Genomic DNA, 15720 nt, shown 5'->3' with positions numbered 1-15720 from the left:
TGTCCAAACCCGTCCCCCCCCCCCAATTGGGGGGCGCGCGCGCGGGTTGCGGGGGCGCTTTTTGGTTTCGGGGTTTTTAGCGGGGGGGCCGCCCCCCCGCGGACCCCCACGGTGCGGTGGTCGCTTTTCGTTGGCTCCTGACGTTGTGGAGCGTTCCTGGTCTGCTCACTGACCAGCGGTTTTGTGTTCGAGTAAGCTCCCGCAACCTCCACCCTGGAATCGCAGGTAGCAGGTCCGGTGCTCAGCTGAGTGCCGGGCCTGTTTCCGCATCGGGTGGCTAACCGGGTGACCACCCCTTTCTTCGCGCCCCTCAGCCTCAGCGCCAGACCCTGCCGCTGAGGGGTTCGCTGAACGGTCTGGAGGTCGCCGAGAGCGGCGTGCGATCCTCCCCTCACGTGCGAGCGGATTCTCCTGCGTTGCCAGCCGCGTGCGGCGTTGCGGCGAGCTGTGGGTTCCTCGATCGCGGCGGTGACCGCGTTCCTGGGCGCCTGATGGGGGACGCGTCCGGCCGGTGCCGCGACCTCGGCCGGTGGGGCTGTGGTTAGCTTCCCGGTCGTGGCGAAGCTCTACTTCCGGTACGGCGCGATGAACTCGGGCAAGTCGACGGCGCTGATCCAGGTGGCCCACAACTACCAGGAGCGCGGGCAGCGCGTCGTCGTGGTGAAGCCGAAGCTCGACACCAAGAGCCCGGTGGTGCTGTCCCGGATCATGGTGACCCGCGAGGTCGACGTGGTGCCCGGCGAGGACGACCTGCTGCGGGACGCGGTGCTCGCCGGGGGCGCACCGGACTGCGTCCTCGTCGACGAAGCCCAGTTCCTCACCGGGCCCCAGGTGGAGGACCTGTTCCGGCTCGCCGTGCTCGACGGGATCCCGGTCATCGCCTACGGGCTGCGCAGCGACTTCCGCACCCGCGGCTTCCCGGGCAGCCTCCGGTTGATGGAACTGGCGCACTCCATCGAGGAGCTCAAGACCGTCTGCCGCTGCGGGCGCAAGGCCACGTTCAACGCGCGCACCCTCGACGGCGAGTTCACCCGGGACGGCAGCCAGGTCGCCATCGACGGCGAAGTCGGCTACGAGTCCATGTGCGGGAACTGCTACCTGCGCAACGTCGGCACCCTCGGCTGACCGGCCGCCTTCGTGGCGGGGAAACGCCCGTGCGGCCCCGGCCGCGACGGATCTTGTTCCACGCTCGTGACGTTCCGGGGTCGGAGCGCGGACATCGCGGCGGAACCGTGGTCCTCGTCGGTTCCGCACAAGCGAAGGAGTTCCACCCATGCGCGTCCGTGCCGCAGCCGCGACCGGCGTCGCGCTGGCCGTGGCGGTGTTGACCGCACCCGCCGCGACAGCCATCACCGGTGGCGAGGAGTCGCCGAACGCCTACCCGTTCACGGGGTCGCTCCAGCGGCCCGAATCACCCCGGCCGGACGGTCACGTCTGCGGGGTCACGCTGATCTCGCCGGAGTGGGTGGTCACCGCCGCGCACTGCGCGCGGACCGACGACCAGGCCACCACGGGACATCCGGTGGACTGGCGGGTCCGGCTCGGGTCGGTCGACCCCGCCTCGGGCGGTGAGCTGATCGACGTCGACGAGTTCATCGCCCACCCCAGCGGGCAGCAGGGCAACGACATCGCCCTGCTGCGGTTGCGGACCCCGGCGAAGGGCGCCCCGATCCCGATCGCGGCGCGGACACCGCCCGCCGGGACGCCCACCCGGATCATGGGCTGGGGGGTGACCTGCGACGAGAACGCCCCGGAGTGCTTCCCCGCGCACCTGCGGGAAGCCGACACCGAGGTGCAGCCCGCCGACGCCTGCGAACGGTCCGGGATCGGCGCGGACGAGATCTGCGTCGGGGCCCGCGACGGCAGCACCGCCGCGACCAACATGGATTCCGGCGGGCCCGCGCTCGTCGAGGACGGCGATGGCTGGGCGCTGGCCGGTGCCGTGCACGGCAGCAACGGGAAGGGGCAGCCCGTCGTCTACACGGACGTGGCGGCGATGCGGTCCTGGATCGAGTCCATGACCGCCGACCGCAACCCCACCCTGGAAGGGGCGGCGGTCGTCGGCGACTGCTCCGCCTCCATCGTCCGCACCGGCGCGACCAGGCCGCAGGACCCGGCGCTGGTGCTCACCAACGGGCACTGCACCAGCGGCGCACGTCCCGCGCCCGGCGACGTGGTCGTCGAACGCCCCGAGGAGCAGATGGTCGGCGTCCTCGGCACCGACGGGCCGGTGACGACCGCGAAGACCACCGACCTGGTGTACGCCACCATGACCGGCACCGACGTCGCGCTGTACCGGTTGGACAAGACCTACGCGCAGCTCGCGGACGAGGGCGTCAAGGTCTTCGAGCTCTCCGCCCGGGCCCCGCGGCAGGCCGACGCGATCGACGTCGTCTCGGGCGGATTGCAGGACACCTGGAGCTGCGCCGTCGCGGGCATCGTGCCGGAGCTGCGCGAGGAGGGCTACTCCCAGCGGCAGGCGATCCGGTACACCGAGGACTGCCTGCCCGACGCGGGCGGTTCCGGTTCGCCGCTGCTCGACCCGGCCACCGGTGCCGTCGTCGGGATCCACAACTCCAGCAACACCTCGGGCGAGGTCTGCACCGCGGACAACCCGTGCGAGGTGGACGAGGAAGGCGTGGTCACCGTCCACCCGCAGCGGCGCTACGCGCAGCAGACGGCGGCGATCCCCGCGTGCCTCACGCCCGGATCGGGCATCGATCTCTCCCGCCCGGACTGCGCGCTGCCCGGCGCGGCCTGACCGCCACCGGCACCGCGCGCGACCGGCGCGCGGTGCCGCTCGGTCCGCTCAGGACTCCGGGTGCCGCCCGAGGAGGCCGTCCGCGATCAGGTCGGCGAGCTGGCGGGCGGTGCGCAACTGGCCGTCCCGGGTCACCGGCTCGGCTCGGCCGCGCCGGTGCGCCAGCGGCAGCTGCACCAGCCCGGCGACCGGGCTGATCACGGCGAAGAAGAGCACGTCGACCGGCACCAGGGGCAGGCGTCCCGCAGCCATGAGTCGTTCGACCGCCGGGAGCAGCGGGCGCAGCGTCGGCGCGACGTACTTCTCGTGCAGGTGGTCCAGGCGCTCGGACTCCCGGCCGAACTCGTCGGCGAGCAACCGCCCGAACAGCGGCACTTCGACGGCGGACCGGTAGAAGTGGTGGATCACGGCGCGGACCAGCTCGGCATCGTCCAATCCGGCCCCGGCCAGCCGCTCGCGTTCCCGCTGGTCGGCTTCGAGGACGGAATCGACCGCGGCCCGCCAGAAGCGGGACTTGGACCCGTAGCGGTCGTTGATGAAGTTGTGGCTGACGCCGAGGCGTCGCGCGAGTTCCCGCGCCGAGGCGCGCTCGTAGCCGAGGTCGGCGAACGCCTCCACGCCTCGCCGGAGGACCTCGGCCTCGTCCGGTGCCGGCCGCGAGCCCGGCCCGGGCCGTCCCGGCCGCCGTGCCGCGCCGGTCGGTTCGTCGGTCGCCATGCGCTCGTCCTCCCCGCTTTCGCTCCGCAGTGGAATCCTGACACCTGTCAGGTAGTGTCTGACAGGTGTCAGGATACCGTGGACCAGCAGGAGGCACGAACATGGCGACCACCCCGGACATCCCGGCCCCCGACCTCACCGGCAGGCTCGCGGTGGTCACCGGAGCGAGCGACGGCGTCGGACTGGGGCTGGCGACCCGGCTCGCCGGCGCCGGCGCGGAAGTCGTGCTGCCGGTCCGCAACCCGCGCAAGGGCGATGCCGCGATCGCGAAGATCCGCCACCGGCATCCCGGGGCCGAGGTGTCGCTGCGCGAGCTCGACCTGTCCTCGCTCGCGTCCATCGCCGCGCTCGCGGACCGGCTCGCCGGGGAAGGGCGGCCGATCCACGTCCTGGTGAACAACGCCGGGGTGATGACCCCGCCCGAGCGGCGCACCACCGAGGACGGCTTCGAGCTCCAGTTCGGCACCAACCACCTCGGGCACGTCGCGCTCGTCGCCGGATTGCTGCCGCTGCTGCGCGCGGGCCGTGCCCGGGTCACCTCGCAGCTCAGCGTCGCCGCCGGGCGGCACGGCATCAACTGGGACGACCTCCAGTGGGAGCGGAACTACCGCGGGAACCGGGCCTACAGCCAGTCGAAGATCGCGCTCGGCCTGTTCGGCCTGGAACTCGACCGGCGCAGCCGGGAGGGCGGTTGGGGCATCACCAGCAACCTCTGCCACCCGGGGGTGTCACCCACGAACCTCCTCGCCGCCCGGCCCGAGGTCGGCCGCGGCCGGGACACCGCGAAGGCGCGGTTCATCCGCGCCCTGTCCGCGCGCGGCGTCCTGTTCGGGACGGTGGACACGGCGTCGCTGCCCGCGCTGCCCGCGCTGCACGCCGCCACGGCACCCGGCGCGGAGGGCGGCCGGTTCTACGGACCCAGCGGTTTCCGCCACTTCTCCGGTCCGCCCGCCGAGCAGGAGCCGTACCCCGGCCTGCGCAGCACCGACGAGGCACGGCGCATCTGGACGACCTCCGAAGAGCTGATCGGGCTGCGGTTCCCCGCCGTGGAAGCCCCCGCCGGCTAGTCGGGCGAGCGGCGGCGCCCTGCTCCGCTCGATCCGGCAGGCGGGGTGCCGCGGACCGGCCGGGAACCCCTCGAACGCGGGGGCGGGAACGTCCGCGCCGACCGAAGAGTCCACCCAGGACGGTCGAGCAGCAGGAACCGGTGGTGCGGCCTCGGCCATCCGGACCAGCGCAGCCGAGGGGATTCCCGTACCCGGCCCCGGACCACCCCGCCGGCCCGCGGCGCCGCCGCAGAATTGCGGAGCAAGCACGCGACGCCGTGGAACGGCGGGTCGGGCCGCACCGGTCCGCCGCCACCACCGCGGCCGAGGGCGTTCGGAGGGTGATCATGGCGACCGAGGTCGAGGCGAAGCCCCACGCTGCGGGGACCAGGACCGCGGGGGAGAGCGGGCAGCGAACGCGCGTGGCGGTGTGGGCCCCCGATCCGATCACGCTGGTCGGCCTCACCGAGACGCTGGTGAGCAGCCTCGACGTGTTCGTCGGGTCCACCGACCAGCCGTCGGACGTGGACGTGTGGGTGTTCGCGACCGACCGGGTCACCTCCGACGTGGTGGCCCGCATGCGGCGGACGGCGGCCGGTTCCACCGCTCCCGCGGTCCTGGTGACGCGCGAACTGGAGCGGGCCCACCTGATGAGCGTCGTCGAATGCCGGGTGGTCGCCGTCGTGCACCTCACCGCGGCCACCGAGGAACGCCTGGTCAGCACCATCGCTGCTGCCGCCGCCGGAGGTGGTTCGCTGCCGCCGAACCTGCTCGGCGAACTCCTGCGGCAGGTGCAGACCCTCCAGCAGGAGGTGCTGGCACCCCGAGGCCTCAACTCCGCCGGGTTCACCCCGCGCGAGATCTGCTGGCGGCTGTGCACGCGGCCGGGGCTCGCGGACAGCTCCAGCAGCAGCCGCAGTTCCGTCGGGGTCAGCCGCACCGGGTCGCCGTCCTTGGCGACCAGCAGCGCGGCGCGGTCGATGGACAGCCGGGTGGCGCTCCAGGTCGGCCTGCGGGCGGGCGGTGCGCCGGAGCACGGCGCGCAGGCGCGCTTCGAGCACCCTGGCCCGCACCGGCTTGACCACGTAGTCGTCGGCGCCCGCTTCCAACCCGGCCACCACGTCGATGTCGTCCCCGCGCGCGGTCAGCACGATCACCGGGAGTTCGCCGCCCGCGCGGATCCGCCGGCACACCTCGAAGCCGTTCATCCCGGGCAGCATCAGGTCGAGGACCACGACGTCCGGGGGATCGGCCCGCAGCTGGTCGAGCCCCGCTTCGCCGGTTTCCACGCCGTGGACCTGGTGCCCCTGCTGGGACAGGCCCAGTTCGAGGCCGCGGCGGACGGCGGGATCATCCTCGATCAACAGCACGCGTGACACCTGATCGAGTATCACAGCAGCACCGGGCGCACTCGCGACGGGCGCACCGGGGCGCGCCCCGGCCGGAGAAGTGATCACCCCGCTCAGCGTCGGCCCGCCGGGTCACCGCTACGTCCGGGGGATGTCCCGAGTTCGTCACGATCCCAGCGGGCGCCCGCCCCCGCGCAGCGCCCGCCGCCGCGCCGGAACTCCGCGGTGGCCGCGATGACGGCGGACGGCCCGGTGCCGCGCGGATCGACGCCGATGGCGGCGGAGCCCGGCCGGAATGCGGATCTGGCAAGGCCTGGGCGGCGCGGGCGCGTCCGATGTGGACGGATCGAGTGAGGTGTCCGATGTGGACCAAAGGCGGTATCGGCGACCCCTCGGTGTGACGTGCGTCGCAGTGCCTTGAGCATGACGTTGCGGCACGGCTTCTCCTTCTCCTCGTCACCGGATGTCGATCGAGGAGCGAAGGCCATGACGAACGTGGAGCAGGAAGTGCGGGACGAGCGGCCGACCGAGCGCATCGAGGCCGTCGCGGCCGAGGCGCCGAAGCCGTCGGTGCTGGACCAGGTCGGCGGGCCGGTGGGATTCGTGTACTCCACGGCACCCGTCATCGTCTTCGCCGGGGCGAACTCGTTCCTGCCGCTGTCGGTGACCATCGCCGTGTCGGTCGGCGCCGCCGTGCTGCTGACCGCGTTCCGGATGCTGCGCGGCGAGAAGTTCGCCTCCGCCGTCGGCGGGCTGGTCGCGGTCGGCGTCGCCGTGGGCCTCGCCGCGTGGACCGGGTCGGCGAAGGACTTCTTCGCCATCGGGATCTGGGCCGCGCTGGCCGGGTTCGTGCTCACCGCGGGCTCGCTGCTGGCCCGGCGGCCGGTGACCGGCGTGGTCTGGAACCTGTTGCACGGCGGGACGAACCCGTGGCGGGAGGACCGGCCGAGCCTGCGCGCCCACGACCTCGCCACCCTCGCGGCGGCGCTCGTGTTCGGCGCCCGGTTCGCGGTGCAGCAGTGGCTCTACGTCATCGACACGACCGGTGGGCTGGCGGTGGCCCGCGTCGCGATGGGGACGCCGCTGACGGTGCTCGGCGCGCTGGTCGTCGTCTGGGCGTTCCGCCGCAGCAGCAAGCGCCTCCTCCGGAAGTCGTGAGCGGACCGCACGCGCAGCAGGCCCGGAGGACGACCGTGACCGGCACCGCCACTACCGAAGCCGCCGCCGAATCCGCTGCTGAATCCGCGACCGGATCCGCGACGGCCGAACTCGACCCGGCCGGGCCCGCCGCCACCGAGCCCGCCGCCACGGCACGCCCGAGCCTCCGCGACCGGTACCGCGGGCAGCGGGAACGAGCCCGCCGCAATCGCGCCGCCGACGTCGCGTGGCGTACCGGGGTCGGCATCGCCGGTTCCGCGGTGCTCGTCGCCGGGATCGTCATGATCCCGTACCCGGGGCCGGGCTGGGTCGTGGCGTTCGCGGGCCTCGCCGTGCTCGGCACCGAGTTCGAGCCGGCCCGCCGCGCGCTCGCCTTCCTGCGCCGCGGGTACGACCGGTGGGACGCGTGGCAGCGCGGGCGGCACCCCGCGGTGCGCCTGCTGCTGCTCGCGGGCACCGGCGCCGTGGTGCTGGGCACGGTGTGGCTGCTCGGGGCGCTGGAGTTCGGCGCGGGCCTGATCGGCCTCGACCTCCCGTGGCTCGCGTCCCCGCTCGGCTGACGTGCCGGGCCCCGGCCTACCGGCAGGCGGCGAGCGCCTCCGCCGCGGTGCGGTTGCCCGCCGTGGTCCGCGCGAGCGCCGCGAGGGACGCCCGGTGCGTCGCCTCCTCGGCGGCCGCCGTGCAGTCGGTGACGACGTGCACCTGGAAGCCCAGGTCGGTGGCGTGCCGGGCGGTCTGCTCGACCGTGAGGTCGGTGGCGACGCCGGTGAGGAACAGCGTCCCGACCCCGCGGTCGCGCAACCAGGTGGCGAGATCGTTGCCCGCGAGCCCGGACAGCTTCTGGTTGTCCACCACCAGGCCCGGTTGTCCGGCCAGCTCCGGGACCAGCGCCGCGCCCGGAGCGTCGGGGCGGAACGACTCCTGCGCGTCGCCGACTGCGCGCATGAACTCGGTGTTGCGGACCAGCTCGCCCTCCCCGGCGGGCACGGTGAAGCGGGTGAAGACCAGTTCGGCGCCCGCTGCGGCGGCGGCCGCGTGGAACCGGGCGGCGCGCGCCACCACTCCGCTGCGCGCGACCGGAGCGGCGAGCAGGTCGCCGAAGAACCCTTCCGGCGCGATGACGTTGATCTGCCAGTGCAGCGCCAGCACGGCGCACTTCCCGTTCATGCCCCGATCCTGCCGTCCGCCCGGCGGAAGCGGCCACGGTTCAGGGGCGGGCGCGGTCCGGTCCGGGCGCGTCCGCCCTGCTGGATCGGTGCCACCTGCCACAGCTGCTGGGTGCGGCCCTGGCTGATCGCGACGGCCTCGACGTCGAGCCTGCCGCTGCGGTGCGGGCGTAGGAAGTCGGTGGCGTTGGCGACGCCGACCGCCTGCTGCCCGTGGTCCTCGACCGCTTCGTAGGCCCCGGTGGTGGCGAAGGTTTCGACGACCGCGGTGTGCAGTCCACCGTGGACGATTCCCCAGGGCCGGTGGCGGCGTTCGTCCGCGGCGACCGAGCCGCGCACCGAGGTCGGGGTGATCTCGTCGAACGAGAGGCCGAGTACGGCATCTCGCGCAACATCCACGCTCCTGGTCCGGTCCGCCGGGGCACGCGCGACGGGTGACGGTCAGCAGGCGTCCCAGGAGTAGCGGAGTTCGGCGGCGCCGGCGGGCATCTTCACGTCGGTGAGCTCGACGACGCGGTCCCCGCTCCACGTGGTGCGGCGCACGTGCAGCAGCGGTGCGCGTTCGGTCTCCAGCGCCCGCCGTTCCAGCTCGGTCGCCATCGCGGCGGTGACGACCTCCTCGTAGCGGGTGGCGCCGTGGCCGAGCTCGTCGAGGCGGGCCGGTGCGCCGCCCGGCCCGGTGTCGGGGCGTTCCAGCGCGGTCCCGGCGGTGATCGACCGCGGGAACCGGGAGACCGCCAGCAGCACCGGGTGCCCGTCGGCGCGCAGCACCCGGTCGCGGACGCAGATCTCGTCCCCGGCGCGGATCCCGAACGGCTCGGCGAGGTCGGCGGCCGGTTCGAACCAGACCTGGGTGGACGAGTCGGGGACGAAACCCTGCGCGGCGGCATCGGCGAGGAAGGCCCCCTCGTTCCGCTCCCGGCGCGCCCGGCTCAGCCGCTCGCGGGCGTCGAGCCGCGCCACCCGCGGCGGGCCGGTGGCCGCGCCGCCCTCGTCGTCGTGCTCCGCCGCGCTCATCGGCACCTCCTCGGGTGGGCTGCGTCGTCCGCGAGTCATCGTCGCACCGCGCCGGTGCCGGGCCGCGGAACCGCCGCCGGAGTCGGCGTCGCCGATCGGGTGGTCGCGGTCCTCGCGGCCCGGAAAGGCACCGGGTGCCTTTCGCACGGGGATCGCCGGAATGGGGTCCCGGCGTTGTCGCGGTGCGCAGCTCCGGTTTCCGGTGATTCGGTCCGCTGATTTCCCCGCTTCGCGGGTGAAATGCGCGACGCGGTGCGGAAAATGGCATGTCCGCCCGCGTGGTGGGGATCATCGCGGGCTCGGGACCAGCGCAGGAGTCCTGATGTCGAGGACTGCTGATTTCCCTAGAAGGCGGGCTGGATGCTCGGTTTCTCCGTTGATCGCCGCTGGGTGCGCCGGGGGCGCTGGTGCCTCTCCGGCCAACACTGGGAATTCCACTAGATCAACTTCCGGTAGTCCTGGAATAGGCGACCGGACCATTCGGCGACTTCCCCGGGCCTTGAGGAGAAACATGAGCGTCACGATCGACTCCGTCGTGCACACGATGACCGGATCAATGGTCTCCGATCCGACGGACGCGTTCTTCTTCGACCACCCGCTGGACCACCTGCCCGCGATGCTGCTGCTCGACGGCATCGCCGGGCTCGCCTCGGCGTCCCCCGGCCGAGTCGCGGAGCTGGCCGTGGAGTTCCACCACTTCTGCGAGCTCGACCGCCCGGTCGAAGTGCTGATGAGCAGCCCGGCGACCGACGGGGAGCGCTGGGACGCGTACTGCTCCTCCGGCGGCCTCGTCGTCGCCGACGGGAACGTGTCGCTGCGCGACCACCACGACCCGCCGCCACCCGGCCCCGTGCTGCCCGCACCGGTACCGGTCGATCGGGAGCTGGTGCACCGCCACCGCGCGGAGAACGTCGCCATCGGCGACTTCACCGGCGACGATTCCGGTTGCACCGCGCGGATCCTCGACTTCGCGCCGGACCACGCGCTGCGCCGCCGCGACCCTCGGCACCGCTCCGCGCTCGAACTCGTCGAAGGCGCCCGCCAGTTGATCACCCTGGTCGGGCACCAGGTGTGGGACGTGGCGCACGACTGGAAGTACGTGCTCAACGGGGTCCGGCACGAGCAGCGCCGCCCCGTCGCCGCCACCGAGGACGTCCGGCTCCGCACCACCACGATGACCATGCGGCGCAAGCGCGTCGAGTTCGCCGTGGACCTGCTCGCCGCAGGCGACGTGATCGGCTCCGTCCGGCTCACCGGCATGATCGTTCCCCCGCGCGTGTACGACCACCTGCGCTGGGCCAACCGGGAAGCAGCACGATGAACCGCAAGCTGGAAAGCCTCTTCCCGCCCGCGATCTTCCTGTGCGGGATGCTGGTGCTCGCCTGGGGCATCGGCGGCCGCCTGCTCGACGGTGATCCCGCGTCCGGCGAAGCCGCCGTCCTGCTCGCCTACCTGGGGTGGACGCTGGTCGAATCCCGCGTCACCTTCCAGGGATCGGTGCAGGAGACCAGTTCCGCCGACCGCGGCAGCCTGCAGCTCTACGGGCTGTCCCGGCTCGCCGTCCTCGCCGCCGTCGCGCTGCCGCCGAACACCTGGGACGGGTGGGGGCTCGGCCGCACCGCCGCCGTCGCCGTGTTCTTCGGTGGAGTCGTGCTGCGGCTCACCGCCGTGCACCGGCTCGGCCGCTTCTACTCGCACCGCGTCCGCACCGTCGACGGGCACGCGATCGTCAGCACCGGGCCCTACCGGCTGGTGCGCCACCCCGCCTACACCGGCATGGTGTTCGCCCACCTCGGGCTGGTGGTCGCGTTCCTGAACCCGTACGGGGTGCTCGCGTTCGCCGCGCTCATGGTGCCCGCCGTGGTGCGCCGCGTCCTCGTCGAGGAGGACACGCTGATGCGGCTGCCCGACTACCCCGACTACGCGCGGAACCGCCCCCGGCTCATCCCGGCGGTGTGGTGATGGGACCGGTGACCGCCGCGATGATCCACGACGACGCCCGGCCGACCGGCGCGCAGGTCGGCAACAAGTTCGCGCGCCTCGCCGAGATGCGGGCCGCCGGCCTGCCGGTGCCGCGGTTCTGCTGCCTCGACGCCGCCGTCTTCCGCGACGTGGCGCGCGAGATCGGCGGTGGGATCCGCCGCGAGCTGGACGCCATCGACTTCACCGACCGCGCCTCCCTCGACGCCGCCGCGAAGGCCATCCGCGACCTGTTCCTCGACGTCCCGTTCCCCGCCGGGGTCGAGCGGTCCGTGCTCGACGCGTTCGACGCGACCTTCGCGCCCGGCTCGCTGGTCGCCGTCCGCTCCTCCAGCGTGGGCCGTTCCGAGCGGGAGAGCGAGGATTCCGCCGCCGACCCGTTCGCGGGCATGGGGGAGAGCTTCCTGTACGTGGGCCGGGACCGGGTCCTGGACCGGGTCCGCGAGTGCTGGGCGTCCGGGTTCACCGCCGAAGCGCTGCTGTACCGGCACGTCCAGGGGCTCGCGCTCGACGGGTTCGCGGTGTCCGTCGGCGTGCAGGAGATGGTGCTGGGCGCCAAGTCCTTCGTGCTGTTCACCTGCGATCCGGCCACCGGCGCCGACGACGCGGTGCTCGCCGCCGGGCACGGCATCGGCGAAGGCGTCGTGCAGGAGAAGGTCGGCGTGGACCACTACTTCCTGCGCTCGGCCACCGGCCGCTGCGAGTCGCACCTCGCGCACAAACCGGAACGCCTCGGTCTCGACCCGGACCGCCCCGACGCCGGGCCCGTCCCGCTGCCGGTGCCGCCGGAACTGCGCGACGCGCCGGTGCTCGACGAAGCGCAGGTGCGGGAGGTCGCCGCGCTCGGCGCCCGGGTCGCGGCGCTGTTCGGCGCCCCGCAGGACGTCGAAGGCGTGCTCACCGAGGACGGCACCATCCGCCTCGTGCAGGCCCGGCCCATCGCGATCGACCTGTCCACCCGCAAGCAGTGGAGCAACGCGAACGTCACCGAGAGCTTCTCCGGCACCACGACCGCGCTGACCTACTCGTTCGCCCGGGGCTTCTACCGCACGATCTTCCACGACCTGTACCGCCGCTACGGCGTGGACCGGGACCTGCTCGACGCGAGCGGGCCCGAGCTGGAGCGGATGATCGGGTACCTCGGCGGCCGCGTCTACTACGACCTCGACTCGTGGCTGCACCTGCACGGTCAGGTCGCGTTCTTCCCGCTGCTGCGGGCTTCCTGGGAGCAGATGATGGGCCTGCCCGTCAGCGGCGAGGGCTCGCTGCGCTCGCTGGCGCCGACGTGGCCGGGAGTCGTCGGCAGGCTCGCCGGCCCGCTCGCCCGGCTGCTGCGGGCGCTGGCCCGGCACGACCGCGCCATGCGCGAGTTCGAGACCTGGTGGGAAGGCGTGATCGCACCGCGTCGCGCGGTGGACTGGGCGCAGCGGGACCCGCTGGCCCGGATCGCCGATTTCCGCGCCGCGTGGCGGGAGGTCGGCGCGCACTGGGGCGTCACGCTGATCAACGACTCGGTGCTGTCGGCCACCACCGGCGCCGTCCGCGGGCTGCTCGCGAAGTGGGCGCCGGGGCTGGACGAGGGCGTGCTCAACGATCTGCTGTGCGGCGGCGAGCGCAACCGCGGTGAAGCCGCCGTGCTCTCCGCCGTCGGTCTCGCCGAACTCGCCCGCGCACGGCCGGAGTTCCTCGCCGCGATGGACGACCGGCCCGCCGCGCAGGTCTGGTCCGAAGTGGACGGTGGTCGGCACGGGGACGCGTTCCGCGCCGCGGTGCACGAGCACCTGCACCGCTACGGCGACCGCAGCGTGCAGGACCTGAAGATGGAACAGCCGACGCTGCGCGCCCAACCCGGCGCACTGCTGCGCACGGTCGCCGACTACGCCCGAGCCGGCCTGGACCGGGCCACCTTCGTCGAGCGGGAGGAGCGCATCCGCGCCGACGCCGAGCGGCGGCTCACCGCGGCCCTCGGTGCCCGCTCCCCGAAGCTCGCCGTGCTGCGGCGGCTGCTCGACAAGCTGCGCCGCAGCGTGCGGCACCGGGAGAACTCGCGCTACTGCCGCAGCGAACTGTTCGGCCTCGCCAAGACGGTCTTCCACTCGCTCGGCGAGGACCTCGCCGCGCAGGGCGTGCTGCGCTCCGCCGCCGACGTGGTGCACCTGACCGAGGACGAGGTGTTCGGCCACTTCGACGGCACCGGCGTCACCCGCGACCTCGGCGCCGTCGCCGCCGTCCGCAAGGCCGAGTTCGAGCAGGACCCGCCGGAACTGCCCGAGCGGTTCAGCACCCTCGGCGGCGTCACCACCTCCCTCGGCGCCGTGCGGGCCGCCGCCGACCCCGGCGGGGGAGAGCTGCGCGGCCTCGGCTCCAGCAGTGGCCGCGTCGAAGGCACCGCGCGGATCGTGCTCGATCCGCGCGACCCCGTCGAACCCGGCGAGGACATGATCCTCATCGCCCGCGAGACCGATCCGGGCTGGCTGTTCCTGATGCTCACCGCGAAGGGCATCGTCGTGGAGCGCGGCACCATGCTGTCGCACACCGCGATCACCGGCCGCAAGTTCGGCATTCCCACCGTGGTGTCGCTGCGCGGCGCCACCACCGCCATCCCGGACGGGGCGCGGATCGCCGTCGACGGCGCCTCCGGGGAGGTCACCGTGCTGGAGGTGCCGTCGTGACCACCACCGCCGCTCCCGGGGCGGGAGCTCGGCTGGGCCGGTTCGTGCTGGATGTGTTCCCGCCGAAGGTCTACTGCACGTACGCGGTGCTGTGGGTGCTCGCGCTGGAGGGGTCGCTCGCCGTCGTCGCCGGTGACCGGTGGGCGCCGTCGGCGGGCACGGCGGTGCGGATCTGCTCGGTCGGCCTGGTGCTGCTGTACCTGCGGATGGTCGACGAGCAGAAGGACCTCGACTACGACCGGGAGCACAACCCCGGCAGGCCGCTGGTGCGCGGCTCCATCACCGCGGTCGAGCTGCGGCGCTGGATGCTGCTGTTCGCCGCGCTGCTGGTGCTGGCGAACGCGCTGGTCGAGGCGGTCTCGGTGGCGGTGTTGGCGCTGGACCTGGGTTACGCGCTGCTGCTGGTGGTGCTGGAGCGCCGGTCGGCGCGGCTGCGGGACGCGCTGTTCCCGAACCTCGCGATCACCTATCCGGTGCAGGTGCTGCTGAGCGTGTACGTGTGCGTCTCGGCCACCGGCGGGCTCGACCCGGCCGTGATCGGGTTGATCGGGTGCTTCTCCTGCGTGTTCCTGCACTTCGAGTTCGCCCGCAAGACGGCGTGGACGGCCCCGGCCGATGCGCGGATGTACTCGAACGTCGTCGGGCCCGTCGGCGGCGCGGTGCTGGTGCTGGCCGCACCGGCGCTGGCCGCCGCCTCCGCCGCGGTGCTGTTCCGGCCGTGGGAGCTCGACGGAGCCGCCGACCTGGGGCGGCTGCTGCCGTACTGCGCGCTGGCGCTGCCCGCCGTCGGGGCGCGGCGGTTCTTCGGCGGCAGCCGCGCCTGGCCCGCCGGGCCGGCGATGACCTTCGTGCTCGGTTGGTACGCGGCACTGGTGTGCCAAGCGGCGGTGGTGAGCTGGGCATGACGGAATTGCTGGTGACGGGCGCGACCGGGTTCGTCGGCGCGGCCACCCGCCGGGCGCTGCGGGAGCGCGGGGTGCGGCTGCGCACCCTGGTGCACCACCGGCGCACCGGTGGCGATGACGAGCAGGTCGAAGGCGACCTGGCCGATCCGGCTTCGCTGCGCGGGAGCTGTGCGGGCGTGGACGCGGTGGTGCACCTGGCCGCCGCCGTCGGCTCCGACCCGGACACCTGCCGGGCCGTGAACGACGCGGGCGCGCGGGCGCTGCTGGCGGAGGCGCGCGGCGCGGGCGTGCACCGCTTCGTGCAGCTCGGCACCGCCGCCGTCTACGGCCGCGGCGAGCACCGCGGACCCGCCGAGGACGAGGTGCGGCCCCGCCCGGAGTCGGTGACCAGCGAGACCCGGCTCGCCGGGGAGAACGCGGTGCTCGCCGCGGGCGGCACCGTCGTCCGCCCCTACTTCGTGTACGGCGCAGGGGACCGCTGGGTGGTGCCCGGCCTCGCCCGGCTGCTCGCCGCGACCGGCAGCACGATCGAGGGAGCCCGGCCCCGGCTCGGCATGGTGTGGGTGGACGACCTCGCCGAGATCATCGCGACGCTCGCGTTGCGCGCCGCCCCGCCCGGTCGGGTGCTGCACGCGAACCACCCGCGGCCGGTGCCGGTCCGCGCGCTGGTCGACCGGATCGTCGCGGACCTCGGCGTTCCCGCGCCGCAGCGGGACATGTCCTACCGGGACGCGGTGCAGCGGCTGCCCGGCGCGGCCGACCAGCTGTCGCTGCTGGCCTGCGACCGGTACTTCGACTCCACCGCCGCCTGGCGCGGCAGCGGCCGGGAACCGACGCCGTTCGAGGTCGGCTTCGCCCGCTCCCTCGCCTGGTACCGCGCGCACCTCGCCGAGGATCGCGCGGGCTGACCGGGGAGGATGGGGCCCGGAGCAGCGGACAGCGGGAGGTC

The 15720-nt window shown here is 73.7% G+C and carries 14 protein-coding genes and 1 pseudogene; 10 read left to right on the top strand and 5 right to left on the bottom strand.

Going from position 1 to position 15720, the window contains the following annotated elements; translation table 11 throughout:
* Positions 1-555 precede the first annotated feature (555 nt).
* On the top strand, positions 556-1125 hold the full coding sequence (locus LCD35_RS19800) for a thymidine kinase (protein ID WP_224961799.1): 570 nt from the start codon (positions 556-558) through the stop codon (positions 1123-1125).
* A gap of 148 nt (positions 1126-1273) precedes the next feature.
* The gene (locus LCD35_RS19795; protein ID WP_224961802.1) at positions 1274-2761 is read left to right on the top strand and encodes a trypsin-like serine protease; all 1488 of its coding nucleotides are present in this window, start codon (positions 1274-1276) and stop codon (positions 2759-2761) included.
* A gap of 48 nt (positions 2762-2809) precedes the next feature.
* Here the strand turns inward: LCD35_RS19795 and LCD35_RS19790 are convergent, their stop codons facing one another.
* The gene (locus tag LCD35_RS19790) at positions 2810-3478 is read right to left on the bottom strand and encodes a TetR/AcrR family transcriptional regulator (RefSeq protein ID WP_225044625.1); all 669 of its coding nucleotides are present in this window, start codon (positions 3476-3478) and stop codon (positions 2810-2812) included.
* 101 nt (positions 3479-3579) lie between these two features.
* Between LCD35_RS19790 and LCD35_RS19785 the strand changes: the two genes are divergently transcribed.
* Positions 3580-4545 (top strand): SDR family oxidoreductase, encoded by a 966-nt coding sequence (locus tag LCD35_RS19785; protein ID WP_224961807.1) that lies wholly within the window; start codon positions 3580-3582, stop codon positions 4543-4545.
* 826 nt (positions 4546-5371) lie between these two features.
* Here LCD35_RS19785 and LCD35_RS19780 read toward each other — a convergent pair.
* A pseudogene (locus LCD35_RS19780) lies at positions 5372-5903 on the bottom strand (response regulator transcription factor); the annotation flags it as partial.
* Between the two features lie 456 nt (positions 5904-6359).
* On the opposite strand from LCD35_RS19780, the gene LCD35_RS19775 reads away from it, so the two are divergent.
* Together LCD35_RS19775 and LCD35_RS19770 are read left to right on the top strand one after the other, a co-directional pair.
* Positions 6360-7031 carry a DUF3159 domain-containing protein gene (locus LCD35_RS19775; protein WP_224961809.1) on the top strand — a complete coding sequence of 224 codons (672 nt, stop codon included), beginning with the start codon at positions 6360-6362 and terminating at the stop codon, positions 7029-7031.
* A 35-nt stretch (positions 7032-7066) separates the two neighbouring features.
* The gene (locus LCD35_RS19770; RefSeq protein ID WP_224961811.1) at positions 7067-7591 is read left to right on the top strand and encodes a TIGR02611 family protein; all 525 of its coding nucleotides are present in this window, start codon (positions 7067-7069) and stop codon (positions 7589-7591) included.
* A 16-nt stretch (positions 7592-7607) separates the two neighbouring features.
* Here the strand turns inward: LCD35_RS19770 and LCD35_RS19765 are convergent, their stop codons facing one another.
* From LCD35_RS19765 to LCD35_RS19755, 3 genes are read right to left on the bottom strand one after another with little or no spacing between them, the layout of a single operon-like run.
* The gene (locus LCD35_RS19765) at positions 7608-8198 is read right to left on the bottom strand and encodes a cysteine hydrolase family protein (RefSeq protein ID WP_224961813.1); all 591 of its coding nucleotides are present in this window, start codon (positions 8196-8198) and stop codon (positions 7608-7610) included.
* Positions 8195-8596 (bottom strand): PaaI family thioesterase, encoded by a 402-nt coding sequence (locus LCD35_RS19760; RefSeq protein WP_224967498.1) that lies wholly within the window; start codon positions 8594-8596, stop codon positions 8195-8197. The genes LCD35_RS19765 and LCD35_RS19760 overlap by 4 nt, the downstream gene beginning before the upstream one ends.
* Positions 8597-8638: 42 nt before the next feature.
* Positions 8639-9214: a UTRA domain-containing protein gene (locus tag LCD35_RS19755; RefSeq protein WP_224961818.1), complete on the bottom strand. Its 576-nt coding sequence runs from the start codon at positions 9212-9214 to the stop codon at positions 8639-8641.
* A 511-nt stretch (positions 9215-9725) separates the two neighbouring features.
* On the opposite strand from LCD35_RS19755, the gene LCD35_RS19750 reads away from it, so the two are divergent.
* The 5 genes from LCD35_RS19750 to LCD35_RS19730 are packed head-to-tail and all read left to right on the top strand — an operon-like array spanning position 9726 to position 15679.
* Positions 9726-10535: an AfsA-related hotdog domain-containing protein gene (locus LCD35_RS19750; protein ID WP_224961820.1), complete on the top strand. Its 810-nt coding sequence runs from the start codon at positions 9726-9728 to the stop codon at positions 10533-10535.
* On the top strand, positions 10532-11176 hold the full coding sequence (locus tag LCD35_RS19745) for an isoprenylcysteine carboxylmethyltransferase family protein (protein WP_224961821.1): 645 nt from the start codon (positions 10532-10534) through the stop codon (positions 11174-11176). Before LCD35_RS19750 ends, LCD35_RS19745 begins: the two co-directional genes overlap by 4 nt.
* Positions 11176-13866, top strand: coding sequence for a PEP/pyruvate-binding domain-containing protein (locus LCD35_RS19740; protein ID WP_224961823.1), 2691 nt, complete (start codon positions 11176-11178; stop codon positions 13864-13866). The genes LCD35_RS19745 and LCD35_RS19740 overlap by 1 nt, the downstream gene beginning before the upstream one ends.
* Positions 13863-14771 carry a hypothetical protein gene (locus tag LCD35_RS19735; protein ID WP_225044624.1) on the top strand — a complete coding sequence of 303 codons (909 nt, stop codon included), beginning with the start codon at positions 13863-13865 and terminating at the stop codon, positions 14769-14771. Before LCD35_RS19740 ends, LCD35_RS19735 begins: the two co-directional genes overlap by 4 nt.
* The gene (locus tag LCD35_RS19730) at positions 14768-15679 is read left to right on the top strand and encodes an NAD(P)-dependent oxidoreductase (RefSeq protein WP_225044623.1); all 912 of its coding nucleotides are present in this window, start codon (positions 14768-14770) and stop codon (positions 15677-15679) included. Before LCD35_RS19735 ends, LCD35_RS19730 begins: the two co-directional genes overlap by 4 nt.
* Positions 15680-15720 lie beyond the last annotated feature (41 nt).

This window comes from Saccharopolyspora sp. 6V (genome assembly GCF_020176785.1).
Classification (GTDB): domain Bacteria; phylum Actinomycetota; class Actinomycetes; order Mycobacteriales; family Pseudonocardiaceae; genus Saccharopolyspora_C; species Saccharopolyspora_C gregorii.
This window is presented reverse-complemented; position numbering and strand designations above follow the sequence as displayed.